The organism is Pontibacillus yanchengensis Y32, from assembly GCF_000770635.1.
Taxonomy (GTDB): domain Bacteria; phylum Bacillota; class Bacilli; order Bacillales; family BH030062; genus Pontibacillus; species Pontibacillus yanchengensis.
Map to the genome: position 1 here is coordinate 1 of NZ_AVBF01000030.1, position 14,528 is coordinate 14,528.

Consider the following 14,528-nt stretch of genomic DNA (forward strand, 5'->3'; position numbering starts at 1 on the left):
TAAGTTCTAGTATCAAAATGTAGTCATAACAAAATGGTAATTCAGAAAACTCACTATTAGTACTAGATCAGAGTCCCTTCCATATACAGGACCATATATGCAAAATCATATTACTCCCAAGAGGTAACATAAGAAGATTTCCACTGAAAATAAAGCTTTTCGGTTCGAGGAGACTACATTTAACCGGGGGTCCGATAGCTATTACCCTGATGGGGGTGAAGGGGGAACTGCGAGACTCCCGCGGGAGAAAGAGGTTGGTGAGACCCCGGAGGGAGCGGAGCGAGTGAGAAGGCTCACCAGCTCGCCTGCAGGAAAGCGAGTTGTTCCACCGTAACCCCCTCCACTATTTAAGTATCGGACCCAATACTTTCCATAATATCTCGAACCCAAGTCTTCAAGATAATGGGGCTATATAGGAATAAAGTTGTAAAATACAAAGGTCTATTACGAAAATACGTAATAGACCTTTATAGATTTATTCTTCTTTAATTATTATGCTTTGTAATGCTCTTCAACAATAGATGCACAACGCGGGCAAAGTTCTGGGTGTTCGTTGCTAGAGCCCAGTTCTTCTGTTACAACCCAGCAACGTTGACATTTCTCACCTGAATGAGCTTTTACATATACATTAACATGATCGTATTCTTTTGCTTGAGGTTCTTCAACAGCCACTTCCGCTCCTGATACAATCAATAATTGCTCAAGGTGTGACACATTTTCTAATAGCTCTTTGGTTTGATTATCCTTTGGCACGATAGTTACATGCGCCTCTAGTGATTTACCAATTACTTTTTCATTACGAGCTTCTTCTAACGCTTTTAATACGTCATCACGAACATTCATGAAGTGATCCCATTTCGCTTTAAGCTCCTGATGATTCTTCACTTCTTGCGCTTCTGGTATATCTGTTAGCTGAACACTTTTTGATTCAACACCTGGGATATGCTCCCATACTTCATCCGTTGTATGAGCTAAAATTGGCGCAAGTAATTGTGTTAAAGATGTTAGCATTTCATAATACACTGTTTGGATGCTACGACGACGTGGATTATCTTTTGCTTCAATATATAGAATATCTTTCGCAAAATCCAAATAGAATGCACTTAAATCAATTGTACAGAAGTTATGAACTGCATGATAAATAGTAGCAAATTCATAGTCATCATAAGCACCACGTACTTTACTTGTGAGTTCTTGCAGACGAAGAAGCATGTAACGATCTACTTCTTGTAGGTTCTCTTCACTCACTTTATGCTTGCTTGGATCAAAGTCGTGTAAGTTTCCTAATAGGAAACGGAACGTGTTTCGAATTTTACGATAAACTTCAGAAACTTGCTTAAGGATATTGTCTGAAATTCTAACGTCAGATTGATAATCTACACTGGAAACCCACAGACGTAAGATGTCTGCACCATATTGTTTCATAATTTTATCTGGAACAATTACGTTTCCTTGTGACTTACTCATCTTACGTCCTTCGCCATCAAGCGTGAAGCCATGACTTAAGATTGATTTAAATGGTGCTTTACCAGTAATTGCTACTGAGGTAGAAAGAGAGGAGTTAAACCAACCACGATATTGGTCAGAACCTTCTAAATACATATCTGCAGGGCGTTGTAAATCATTCCGCTCTTTTAATACAGACTGATGGGATGAACCACTATCAAACCATACATCCATGATGTCTTCTTCTTTCGAGAAGGTACCATTCGGGCTGTGCTCAGAAGTGAAACCTTCAGGTAACAGGTCTTTTGCTTCTCGCTCAAACCAAACATTAGACCCATGCTCACGAATTAATTCAGATATATGATTTATTGTCTCTTCTGTGATAATTGGTGTACCATCTTCGCCATACACAACAGGAATTGGTACCCCCCATGCACGCTGACGAGATATACACCAATCTTGGCGATCACGAACCATATTATAAAGGCGTGTTTCTCCCCATTTTGGCGTCCAATTTACGTTTTGAATTTCATTTAGTAACTCTTCACGAAAATCTTTAATGGAAGCGAACCACTGCGATGTAGCTCGAAAAATCGTTGGTTTTTTTGTACGCCAGTCATGAGGGTAGGAGTGTGTCATGAAAGTTAAATTCAATAACGCCCCAACCTCTTCTAGCTTTTCTGTAATGTCCTTATTCGCTTCATCGTAAAATAGGCCTTCATATCCTGGAGCTTCTTCTGTGAAGTATCCCTTTTCATCAACAGGACACAACACCTCTAAACCATATCGCTGACCAAGAACAAAGTCATCTTCACCATGTCCTGGAGCAGTATGTACACATCCTGTACCTGCTTCTGTTGTAACGTGATCACCTAATGTCACTATTGAATCACGATCATACAATGGATGCTGTGCTACAACGTATTCTAGTTCTGACCCTTTGTATGTTTTAACGATTTGAGGTTTTTCCCAACTTAATGCTTCTGTGACTTCATCAATGAGCTTCTCAGCAATAATATACTTCCCATTATTAGCTTCTACAGTTACATAATTTAGCTCTGGATGAAGTGCAATTGCCATATTAGCAGGAATCGTCCAAGGAGTTGTCGTCCAAATGATAAACTTCTCATCACCATCAACTACACCTTTACTATCTTTTACATTGAATCCAACATAGATGGATGGAGAGCGTTTATCGTGATATTCAATCTCTGCTTCAGCAAGAGCAGACTCAGAGGAGGGAGACCAATAAACTGGCTTTTTCCCTTTGTAGATATACCCTTTATTCGCCATCTCTCCAAACACTTCAATTTGTGCAGCTTCGTAATCTTTATCAAGGGTGATGTATGGATTTTCCCAGTCACCACGTACTCCCAACTGCTTGAATTGTGTACGTTGATTATCAACTTGTTGCATTGCATAATCTGCACACCTTTGACGAAATTCAGCAACTGTCATTTTCTTACGGTTAACTTTTTTCTTTTTGGTTAATGTTTGTTCAATTGGGAGTCCGTGCGTATCCCAACCAGGTACGTACGGAGCATGAAAACCAGCCATCGATTTATATCGAACAATAAAGTCTTTTAAAATTTTATTTAATGCATGACCCATGTGTAAGTCACCATTTGCATATGGAGGGCCATCGTGAAGAACGTATAATGGACGTCCTTGAGTACGTTCTTGTACTTGTTTATAAATATCCATATTTTCCCAATCTTCTTGCATCTTAGGTTCCCGATTTGGAAGATTTCCTCTCATTGGAAATTCAGTCTTCGGCATTAATAAGGTTTCTTTGTAGTTCATCAGAACCGTTCCTCCTTTTCAACCCCATCTTGGTCATATTATTTAAAGTAATACACACCTTCCATAGAAAAAAGACCTTCTCATCCCTAGAAAGGGACGAGAAGGTCTCGCGGTACCACCCTTATAGATTTAGAAGGCCATCACGCCTATCAAATCCACTCAAGCACTCGTAACGTGAATGAAGCGCTTTTATCTACTAAAGGTTCGACAAAAGTACTCTAGGGTGATCTTTCATAAAACATCTTCAATCAGGCTTCCACCATCCCTGATTCGCTAGTGAAGAGCGGTCCTATGAACAAGCCCTGTCATCATATAAGTATATCAGTAGAATTGTTACCTATTTGTGTACTCTATAGAACTCGGTCTGTTAAAGAATTATATGTAAAAATAGCTACAGCGTCAAGATTTATTTTCAGCGAGTTCCTTTTCATTTTCCGTTTCAAACTCTGTTTCTTCATCTATTTCTTGATTAAACAACTCATCCCAGTCATCATTTTCAATCATGTCCAGTTGCGCTTCTACCATCATCTTTAATCGAGTACGGAAAACTTTTGCCTGTTTCTTAAGTTCTTCCACTTCAAGGGAAATACGACGTGATTTGGATAATGCTTCGTTAATAATACGGTCTGCATTCTTTTCAGCTTCTTTTACAATTAACTTAGCCTCTTTATTTGCACTACCTTTTACATCTTCTGCTGTCTCTTGAGCAACTAGAATGGACTTATTAAGCGTCTCTTCAATATTACTGAAATGACCTAATTTCTCCTCTAACTGCGTTACTTTTTCCTCAAGATTTTTCTTATCTCGAATTACCATTTCGTAATCTTTAATAACTTGATCTAAAAATTCATTTACTTCATCTTCATCATATCCGCGAAAACCTCTAGTAAATTCCTTATTATGAATGTCCAATGGTGTTAATGCCAAAATGGCCACCTCCTCAGAAGTAATTAGTTATGAACCAGTCCGTATAGAAAACAATCGCTCTTTGGTACTATTCTTTTTTTCGACAATCTTACACAAATTCCTTCTAAATTTAAGAATTATTTTAAAACAGCAGTGGTAATTCTCCATTTATCTTTTTTTGTTCTGCCATCAACATTTACCAACTGACTACGTCCCTTACCTCTTAAGGAGATCATGTCTGTTGATTCAAGTATAAATGAGGGATCTTCTACAGTACGAAAGTTTACTTTCACATGACCTTTTTGAATATGTAAAGCTGCTTTTTGACGCGATACATTATAGATTTCTTTTAAAATAGCATCTAAACGAAGCGAGGACACTGTCCCACTTTGCTCCACCCACTCTTCGTTATTAGGTAGAAGATTCGAAAAGTCTTTTTCCTTAAATTCTACTCCAGCTTTTTTGATACCAGTTAAGTTCATCATAACATAAGAGGCAATTTCTGTAGCAACAAGGATTTGTATTTGGTTATCAGTTACAATCAAGTCTCCAACCTTCTCTCTCCTAACCCCCAGGGACATAAAAGCACCTAACACATCACGATGTTCTAAGGTTACAAATTTACTAGGGTAGGTAGCCTCTAGCAAAGTTACATTAAATTCATCTTGTTCTATTGTTTCATAAAACGGGGCTAGAACTATGCGTTGCCTTTCTGCTCCTTCATAACCACCGAAGGTTTCCCATGAGAGTTCCTCATCATTCCCAATAATCGATTGAAAGATAAATCGTTCTCTAGGGTCAAGGAAATCAGATAATTTACGCTTGTACATACGCTCTACTTCTTCTTTCCAATTGATAACCTGATCAATAAAGGGCTGTTCTTCTTTTCGAAAATGTTGATATATCTCCAAATTTTATCCTCCATTCACAAAATTGGATATAAATAGACGATAAGAAAAGCGCAAGCGTCTTGGTCACCCCCGACAGGCTTAAGACAAGCCTCGAAGTGGCGTTTCTTGCCACATCAAGGCTTGTCTTAAGACCCCGAGGGGGTAGGCGCTGGAGCTAGACATGTATGCGCCAGAAATTTATACTTTCTTTACTTTAAATAAAAAGGAGATCATGCACATCATGATCACCTTTTAAAATAAACTATATATTAGCTTTTCTAACGCAAATAAACCTGCGCTAGATGCAAACTCTAATGCAAAAATTGCAACGATTGGTGAGATATCAATCATTCCTAGAGGCGGAATGATTTTACGAAACGGTTCTAAATAAGGTTCACATATCGTTGATAAGAATTTCCCTATTGAAGAATCGCGTGCGCCAGGGAACCAAGACATTAAAATATAACCAATTAGTGCAAAGAAATATGCCTGAAATAAAAATCGTAAAAAATCAAAAATCGAGTCGATTAACATCAACGTTATTTACCACCTTTGCTGGTATTCATCATCTTCTTCATGTTCATTCATTACTTCTGAAATTGTCCCAGAAACATCTACATTATCAGGCGTACACAAAAATGTTTGAGAGCCTAACTTTTGAATGTCCCCACCAATAGCATAAACGGTTCCACTTAAAAAATCTACTATTCTTTTTGCCTGTTGGTGATTTACACGCTGTAGGTTTATGACTATTGCTTTTCGATTAACCAGGTTGTCCGCAATCTCTTGAGCCTCATTATACGTTCGAGGTTCACATAATACAACCTTTGAAGAGGGTTGCATGCTTTTCAGACTAACCACATTTTGCTTTTTTTCTTCTTTGGATGAATATTGGTTGGGCTGTTCATAATCTTCCTCTTCTGAATCGGATTCTACATATTCATATTCATCATCATCTAAAACAAAGAAATTTTTCAATTTGTTTTTAAATCCCATTGTTTCACCTCTTTAATCATATTCATGGCCAACTAGTTTTGAACCAATCCTGATATGTGTAGCGCCCTCTTCAATAGCTATCTCGAAATCATTGCTCATCCCCATGGACAGATAATGACAAGGAGCATGTGGCCATTCTTTCCCTTCAATTTCTTCTTTTACCTCACGCAATCTAGAAAAGATAGCTCGTACAACTGAAGAATCTTCAGAATGAGGTGCCATTGTCATTAATCCAACCACTTCAATATTTGTATAAGACGAAAGGTTCTTAACGAATGACACCACTTCCTCGGGAGGTAATCCATGTTTAGAATCTTCCCCACTTATATTTACTTGTACAAAACATGACACTTTCCGATTGGCTCTCTTATTTATTTCCTTAGCTAAAGATTTTCGGTCAAGCGAATGAATATACGTAACATGATCAATTAAATCCTTCACTTTTCGGGTTTGAAGTGTACCAATAAAATGCCAAGTGGCTTGATCTCCGATTGCTTCATATTTATTTAGGAAGCCTTCGAGACGATTTTCACCAAGATGTTGAATACCAGATTCAATCGCCTCCTGAGCACGTTCTACAGATACGTATTTGGTTACAGCAATAATCGAGACTTCCTGTTGTTTCCGATTAACACGCTGACAGGCTTGTTGTATTTCATGTTTTATCGATGTGAAATTTTCTTCTACGTTCACCAAACGAAACTCCTTTCCAACTTAGTCCCCACGTCGTTTTAAACCAATAAATCCTAACATTCTACCTGTCTTTCCCTTGTCTCTACGATGCGAAAAGAATAGGTGATCATTTTGATATGTACAGTACTCAGAAACTTCAATATTTTTCTCTTGCACTCCAGCTTCAAGAAGCAAGTGTTTATGCATACTCTGTAGAGATAATAAGTATTTCCCATTTCCTTTGTTTAAAACAGTAGGTTCTATCCTCAGTTCATGTGGAATATGCTGAATGACGTTCTCATCCACTTCATATACATCCCCGCTTATAGACGGCCCAATTGCTACCTTGATATGGTTTGAGTCTACTCCTTTTTCTTCAAGGGCACGAATCATCTTTGGTCCCATACCTGCAACTGTTCCTTTCCACCCAGCATGTGCAATCCCAACCCATTCTTCTACAGGATCATAAAAAAATAAAGGGACACAGTCAGCATAAAATGCTGTAAGGAGAACATTTGGTAAATTTGTAATCAAACCATCACAGTTAGGTAAAGCGTTATCTTGAGAAAACGCTCCTTTGCCGATATCCTTTTTCTTAACCGTATAAACTTCTGTATCATGTACTTGCTCTCCACCAATCCAATGTTTTAGTGGAAATTGCAATAAATCAGCTAAAGTCTCTCGGTTTTTTCTTATTGTATCCTTCACATCTGGCACATGCCAGCCTAAATTAAAAGAATCGAATGGTGCAATTCCTTCGCCTCCAAGCCTAGTTGTCATTCCAGCAACTAAATTTGGGTTAGAATATGTCCATTTACTAATTTCTAAATAAGAAGGATGTGTGTGATGAAAGCTCTCAGACATCTTTTTCCTCCAAAATATAAGTTTTCACTATTTTATCATACTTTCCGACAAAATTCTTGGGATGCTCACTTATTCTTCCTTTTTTGGCGGATATAATTGTGGTTTTTGTCCGTGTTTCACAAGAATGACATCATCCCCAATGGTTAATATTGACTCCCATGGAATGATTACTTCCTCCTCTTTTCCAAACAAGCCCATCATTTTTCCCTTATTCCCTAACACAATGGCTGTAATTCTTCCACGGTCTACATCAATCTCTAAATCGATTAAATGACCAAGCTTTTGTCCATTTTCCACAGAGATAATTTCTTTGACTTGCAATTCTGTTATAGTTACCATTCATAAACACCGCCCTTTTTAACACTATATGCACCTCCGAAGATTATTTTTCATATAATAAAGCTTTTCTGCAATTCAAGTACATAAGAAAAGCGCAAGCGCCCGTTAAGCGACGTACAAACTGGACGGCTCCGTATGAGATAAAGGAAACACGGAGAGCGCAAGCGATCCGATGTTGACTTATCGTAAGGAGGTGCAGGAAGTTTGCTAGTCGCTGGGCGCTGGAGCTAGACACGTAAGCGTCAGAAATGCTTTCTTTACTTACAATATAAGCCTAGCACTGGAATTGTGCTAGGCTTGAGTAAACATAGGTTCTTAAGAATGTAATTGTTACATTTGATAGCATTTTTCTTTTACAAAATTCAGTAATCAATCATACATTTGTTTGTTCATTTCTTTAATAGCTGCTTTTTCTAATCGTGAAACCTGAGCTTGAGAAATACCAATTTCTTCAGCAACTTCCATCTGTGTTTTTCCTTGAAAGAAACGTTTGTTTAGAATCATCTTCTCACGTTCATTTAACCTTCTCATACCCTCTTGTAAGGCAATTTCATCTATCCATATAGAGTCTTTATTTTTCTCATCACTTAGTTGATCCATAACGAAGATAGGATCACCACCATCATTATAAATTGGTTCAAATAAAGAAACCGGATCCTGTATTGCATCTAGTGCAAATACTACATCAGAATGTGGAACACCCATTTCTTCAGCAATCTCCATTGGTGTTGGTTCCTTGGATGTTTTACTCATTAATTTTTCCCGAACTTGTAAGGCTTTATAAGCAATATCTCGCAGTGAACGAGAAACACGAATGGGGTTATTATCTCTTAAATATCTTCTAATTTCCCCAATTATCATTGGTACTGCATAGGTTGAAAATTTCACATTTTGGCTTAGATCAAAGTTATCGATTGATTTCATTAAACCGATACAGCCAACTTGAAAAAGATCATCAACATACTCTCCGCGATTGTTAAACCGTTGAATCACACTTAATACAAGGCGTAAATTACCATTAACTAAAACTTCTCTAGCTTCTATATCTCCGCTTTGCATTTGTTTGAAGAGCTTTCGCATTTCATCGTTTTTCAATACTGGAAGCTTTGAGGTATCTACCCCACAAATCTCAACTTTATGTCGTGTCACTTTTTACCCCTCCTTACTGGAGCTGCTGTCAACGTTCAGTATCTCCGCGGAAGGGAAATTTATGCAGACATAAAAAAACACGATTCTTGCTAACATTGCAAAAACCGCATATTAACAGGGTTTTATTCAAGAAATTTTTTCACTAATAAATAATACTGAATTGTGTTTGATAAGAACAAAAGCGCAAAATCCCCTAACCTGGCCATGTTTCCGTGTTTCCTTTCGGCCCACACGACGTGGGTTGGTTCGATGTTGCTTCATGACGCAGCGGTTTTAATCGAACTTCTGCATAATTAGTCCAGCAAAACTGGCCGCTTTTTAGCAGAGGAGAATTACCAACTCGCCCTCAGGAAAGCGAGTTGTCCTTCCATTCCTAATCCTTTTTAAGCATCGGACCACTCCAATTATCTCGAATCCAAGTCTTCCACATTATGCCTCTTAACTTAAATAACTTTCGAACCCCCATCCCCATATATGTAAAAAAGAGACGACTCAAATGAGTCGTCTCTTGTCTTGACTTACTATACCATTTTATTAAATTCTTTCTTTAATCTACGGATAATCTTTTTCTCTAATCTAGAGATATAAGATTGCGAAATGCCAAGCATATCTGCTACATCTTTTTGTGTTTTTTCCTCTTCTCCAATTAGCCCAAAACGTAACTCCATGATTTGTTTCTCTCTAGCATTTAATTGCTCTAACGCTTTTTTAAGCAACTTCTTATCTACTGTAGATTCTAAATCTCTAGTAATAATATCTTCATCTGTCCCTAATACATCTGATAGCAACAGTTCATTACCGTCCCAATCAATATTTAAAGGCTCATCAAAGGACACTTCACTTCTAATCTTATTATTTCTTCTTAGATACATTAAAATTTCATTTTCTATACATCGAGATGCATAGGTAGCTAGTTTTATTTTTTTCTCCGGATTAAATGTGTTTACAGCTTTAATTAACCCTATAGTCCCAATACTTATTAGATCTTCAATATTGATGCCTGTATTTTCAAACTTTCTAGCAATGTAAACGACAAGACGTAGGTTACGCTCGATCAGCATGGCTCTAGCTGCTTTATCCCCTTTTGGAAGTCGAATTAATAATTCTTGTTCTTCCTCTTTAGACAAAGGAGGGGGGAGTGCTTCATTTCCACCAATGTAGTAAATTTCATCTGTTTTCCAACCTAATTTAATTAAAAGCTTATACCACCATAATTGAATCTTCAGCCTCCACTTTCTCATACAATTCCTCCTTCTGAATAATATGTAGCGCTATGCAGAATGAACTGCAAGGGATTTAAGTAGATGGGGATGCATTAAACAGTGATAACTACCATCTGGGGACAATTCACCAAATTGCAAACCTATTAAAGCTCTTGTAATAGTTAATTCCTGCTCCTGAACAGTTAGCTGAATCCAATCTGGTTTCAAAACGAGAAGGAAATTACCTGTTCCTCCTACCCCCTGATATGGAATGATTCTAAATTTATCCATCCATTTCTCAGGTAACTGTTCTAGGGTCATATTTTCTTGTACATCTTTTAGCATCAACCACTCTTCGTTACTAAACCACTTCTTCATAAATGTAGAATCACATATAACTACTGGATGTTTTGTTATGGGATCTACAAGTTGGTTGCCGCTATCAATTAAAGCTCTCGAGTTATTAATTTGATTATGCATACATATAGTAATGGGGACCATCTCATCGTACTTCATTTGCTGAACCACTAGGTTGTCCATTCTTTGTTTCGTAAACCACCAAATAATTGGGAAACCTACTAGTACGAAGAGCCAACTTACACTATCTCCAAAACCGGTTTGATACGTAACAACCATGCCATTTGATACATGGATCTGCTCATTTAATAAATAATAGATTCCAAATAATCCTCCCCCCAACGCAAAAGAAATAAAGTAAAATAACAATAATTGCCTTGTGTACAATCGAATATTCTTAAACCCAAAGGCTGTATAGACGATAATAAGAGAGAAGAGTGCTTTACCAATAGGTGTAGCCCACAAAGATGTAGGATAAAAAATGGTTAATGGAACTAATAGAGAGGCCACTATAGCTCCGAACATTAAACGAGCTCGATGATTCGATGCTTTAGCAAAACTATGAGTTAACATTAGAATCATCCAGTCTAGAAAAAAATTCAACATCCAAACCGCATCCAGATAAATGGTCACATTTTCAGTCCCTTCTATCCTGAAAACTTCCTCTGTTGAAAGTTAGTATAACGGAGATAGAAAAAGAAGTCTGTCATATTATGTTTGGTGGAACAAACTTATTTTTATAGATAAAGGCAGGTTTTGTCGGAGAATTAATCGAAGGTCTGGTGCTGGACATCATAGTTCAGAACGAGAAGGTAACGCAAACAAGAAGAATAGTATTTGTACCCCCCTGTAGAACAAAATCCAACAATCTTATATTTTTCACTTTATATTATATAGAACATAAACTAAATACCCGAGTAGCGACGTACAAACTGCGGCCCACAGGACATGGGTTGGTTCGATGTTGCTGCAGGATGCAGCGATCTTAATCGAACTTCCTATTTATCGTTTTCAGATAAAGGAAACACGGAGAGCGAAAGCGATTCGATGTTGACTTATAGTAAGGAGGATCAGGAAGTTTGCTAGTCGCTTGGCGCTGGACCTGGGCGTGGCTACTTCCCTTTTTTTGTTATACACAAGCGTTGAATTTTATAATACGCTAGACGATAAAAAAAGAGCCTCTGATAGTCAGAGACTCTTTCACATCTTTATCTTCGGCGATTTCGATTTCGTAGGAAAGTAGGAATGTCCAGTGTTTCCTCTTCTTGTTGAGATGGCTTAGAAGAAGGCATCTCTCTTCTTGATTGTTGTTGCTGTTGTTGCTGTTGTTGATATTGTTGTTGGTGTTGAGGTTCAGGTCGTTTCTTCTCCTGTGCTTGCTGAGTATTTACAGTAGGTCTACCTTGAGATTTATCACCTTGAAGTTGTGACTCATCGAACCCTGTAGCAATAACTGTAACAACAATTTCATCTTTTAGGTTCTCATTAATAACAGAACCAAAGATTACGTTAACCTCTTGATCAGCCGCAGAGGTAACAATATCAGCAGCTTCTTGTACCTCGTATAAGCTTAAATTGGATCCGCCTGTAATGTTCATAAGAACTCCATGAGCACCATCAATCGATGTTTCTAGTAATGGTGAAGAAATAGCTTTCTTAGCAGCTTCACCTGCTCGACTTTCTCCAGTAGCAATTCCAATACCCATCAATGCAGAACCTTTATCTGCCATGATTGTTTTTACGTCAGCAAAGTCAACGTTGATTAAACCAGGTACTGCAATTAAATCTGAGATACCTTGTACACCTTGACGAAGTACATTGTCAGCTTCGCGGAATGCTTCAAGCATAGGTGTATTCTTGTCAACTATTTCAAGTAAGCGATCATTAGGGATAACAATAAGCGTATCTACATTACTTTTTAGTGCGTCTATTCCACCACCAGCTTGTGAGGAGCGCTTACGACCTTCAAAGGTGAATGGACGTGTAACAACCCCGACGGTTAAGGCACCAACTTCTTTCGCTACTTGTGCAATAACTGGGGCTGCACCTGTACCAGTACCTCCACCCATTCCAGCTGTGACGAAAACCATATCTGCACCTTGTAATGCTTCTTCTAATTGCTCTTTACTTTCTTCAGCTGCTTTTCGTCCAACCTCTGGGTTAGCTCCAGCTCCTAATCCTCTTGTTAGCTTTGCACCTATCTGCATTTTCACTTCAGCTTTTGATAGATTTAAAGCTTGAGCATCTGTGTTCACTGCGATGAATTCCACACCTTGAACACCATGCTCAATCATGCGGTTAACAGCGTTACTTCCACCGCCACCACATCCGATTACCTTTATGGTTGCTAATTGATCCATATTTGTATCAAACTCTAACATTTTCCGTTCCTCCCACTTTGCAAGATTCCAAGTTTCTGTGTCTAGTTTTATATTCGAACGTAGGAACGCTAGGTTTTAATCGAAGAAATACTTGATTAAATTAGCTAATCCTGATTCTTTTTCTTTCTTGGGTTTTTCCTGTTGATTTGTTTGATTAGACTGATTTGATTGTTTCCTTTGTTTCTTCTGTTTCGGTTCTTGCTCTTGTATTGTAACTGAAGGGAATAATTCTTTACCTTGTATCTTTGCATTGTGATATGCAAACTGCAAGATACCTACTCCTGCTGTATATTGAGGCTCGCGAACACCTATATAATCTGGAATTGCGATTCTAACATTAGCCTGATAGACGTCTTGTGCTAAATCAAGACATCCTGGCATACTCATTACACCACCAGTAAGTACGTATCCTCCAGGCAATCCTTTATATCCCATTCTGCGGATTTCCTGTTCCACATAAGCGTATATTTCCTCTAATCTTGCTTCAATCATATCAGAAATTTGTAGTTGATTAAATGATTGTTTCCTATCACTGCCAATAATTGAAACTTCAAATGTTTCCTCTTCTTGAGCATCATCAAAGAAAGCATGCCCATAATCCTTCTTAATTTCCTCTGCTTCTTCAGTTGAAGTTCTAAGACCTATGGATAGGTCCTTCGTTAGATTGTCACCGCCAAGGGGAACTACACTTGTACCCTGAAGATATCCTTGTTCGAATACCGAGACCGTGGTACATCCTCCGCCGATGTCAATTAGAGCAACACCTAGATTTCTTTCATCCTTAGATAATGCTACAGACCCTGAAGCTAAAGGCTGAAGACATACATCTAACACCTCTAAATTTGCACGTTCTACACATTTAAGAGCATTATGTAAAACGGTTTTCGAACATGTAATGATTGTGCCTTCCATCTCTAAGCGAACTCCAATCATGCCTCGTGGATCATTAATTTCATCTAATCCATCAACAATAAACTGCGATGGGATAACATCAATGATTTCCCTTTCAGGAGGTATAGACATAACCTGAGCTGCATCAATCACTCTGTTAATATCCTCTTCGCCTATCTCACGATTTTCACTTTGTACAGCAACAACACCGTGACAAGGCTGTAATTGTACATGGTTTCCATTGACACCAACGACAACTTTATTAATTTGCATACCTACCATTCGCTCTGCTTGCTCTACTGCGTTACGAATAGAATTTACCGTTTGGTCAATGTCTACTATTGCACCCTTCTTCATCCCATTAGAAGCAGCTGTACCAACCCCAATTATATTTAAAGAGTCGTTCATGACTTCTCCAATAATAACTTTTATCTTTGATGTACCTATATCTAGGCTTACCAATATATCATTGTTGTTCAATCCAAGGCACCTCCTAAACTACGACCACTAAAAGTTCACATGATACCGATACTATACCATGTTAACATTTAGTTTTCGACTAGTATTTTTATAATAATTCTTTCATTCATTCGATTTTTACTTTGAAACTGTACTTTGTAGTGAAAATAGAG

13 protein-coding genes and 1 other annotated feature are annotated in these 14,528 nt (G+C 38.0%); all 13 genes read right to left on the reverse strand.

The window, feature by feature from the left end:
- Positions 1–492: 492 nt before the first annotated feature.
- Complete coding sequence (ileS, locus tag N782_RS11590) at positions 493–3,249, reverse strand: isoleucine--tRNA ligase (RefSeq protein ID WP_036819941.1); 2,757 nt, start codon at positions 3,247–3,249, stop codon at positions 493–495.
- A gap of 89 nt (positions 3,250–3,338) precedes the next feature.
- Positions 3,339–3,567 (reverse strand) — a binding site (T-box leader).
- An 81-nt stretch (positions 3,568–3,648) separates the two neighbouring features.
- A complete protein-coding gene (locus tag N782_RS11595; RefSeq protein ID WP_036819944.1) occupies positions 3,649–4,176 on the reverse strand; it encodes a DivIVA domain-containing protein in 528 nt (175 codons plus the stop codon).
- A 116-nt stretch (positions 4,177–4,292) separates the two neighbouring features.
- Entirely contained in the window at positions 4,293–5,066 is a 774-nt protein-coding gene (locus N782_RS11600) for a YlmH family RNA-binding protein (RefSeq protein ID WP_036819947.1), read from the reverse strand.
- 231 nt (positions 5,067–5,297) lie between these two features.
- Complete coding sequence (locus N782_RS11605) at positions 5,298–5,579, reverse strand: YggT family protein (RefSeq protein WP_152600766.1); 282 nt, start codon at positions 5,577–5,579, stop codon at positions 5,298–5,300.
- A gap of 9 nt (positions 5,580–5,588) precedes the next feature.
- The gene (locus N782_RS11610) at positions 5,589–6,041 is read right to left on the reverse strand and encodes a cell division protein SepF (protein WP_036819950.1); all 453 of its coding nucleotides are present in this window, start codon (positions 6,039–6,041) and stop codon (positions 5,589–5,591) included.
- Between the two features lie 12 nt (positions 6,042–6,053).
- A complete protein-coding gene (locus N782_RS11615) occupies positions 6,054–6,734 on the reverse strand; it encodes a YggS family pyridoxal phosphate-dependent enzyme (RefSeq protein ID WP_202595694.1) in 681 nt (226 codons plus the stop codon).
- A gap of 21 nt (positions 6,735–6,755) precedes the next feature.
- Positions 6,756–7,577: a peptidoglycan editing factor PgeF gene (gene pgeF / locus N782_RS11620; RefSeq protein ID WP_036819954.1), complete on the reverse strand. Its 822-nt coding sequence runs from the start codon at positions 7,575–7,577 to the stop codon at positions 6,756–6,758.
- Between the two features lie 69 nt (positions 7,578–7,646).
- Complete coding sequence (locus N782_RS11625; protein ID WP_036819957.1) at positions 7,647–7,916, reverse strand: YlmC/YmxH family sporulation protein; 270 nt, start codon at positions 7,914–7,916, stop codon at positions 7,647–7,649.
- A gap of 369 nt (positions 7,917–8,285) precedes the next feature.
- A complete protein-coding gene (sigG, locus tag N782_RS11630; RefSeq protein WP_036819960.1) occupies positions 8,286–9,065 on the reverse strand; it encodes an RNA polymerase sporulation sigma factor SigG in 780 nt (259 codons plus the stop codon).
- A 521-nt stretch (positions 9,066–9,586) separates the two neighbouring features.
- A complete protein-coding gene (sigE, locus tag N782_RS11635) occupies positions 9,587–10,306 on the reverse strand; it encodes an RNA polymerase sporulation sigma factor SigE (RefSeq protein ID WP_036819962.1) in 720 nt (239 codons plus the stop codon).
- A gap of 30 nt (positions 10,307–10,336) precedes the next feature.
- On the reverse strand, positions 10,337–11,257 hold the full coding sequence (gene spoIIGA, locus N782_RS11640; protein WP_036819965.1) for a sigma-E processing peptidase SpoIIGA: 921 nt from the start codon (positions 11,255–11,257) through the stop codon (positions 10,337–10,339).
- 575 nt (positions 11,258–11,832) lie between these two features.
- A complete protein-coding gene (ftsZ, locus tag N782_RS11645; RefSeq protein WP_036819968.1) occupies positions 11,833–13,005 on the reverse strand; it encodes a cell division protein FtsZ in 1,173 nt (390 codons plus the stop codon).
- Between the two features lie 75 nt (positions 13,006–13,080).
- Positions 13,081–14,376 (reverse strand): cell division protein FtsA, encoded by a 1,296-nt coding sequence (gene ftsA, locus N782_RS11650; protein ID WP_036819972.1) that lies wholly within the window; start codon positions 14,374–14,376, stop codon positions 13,081–13,083.
- Positions 14,377–14,528: the final 152 nt, after the last annotated feature.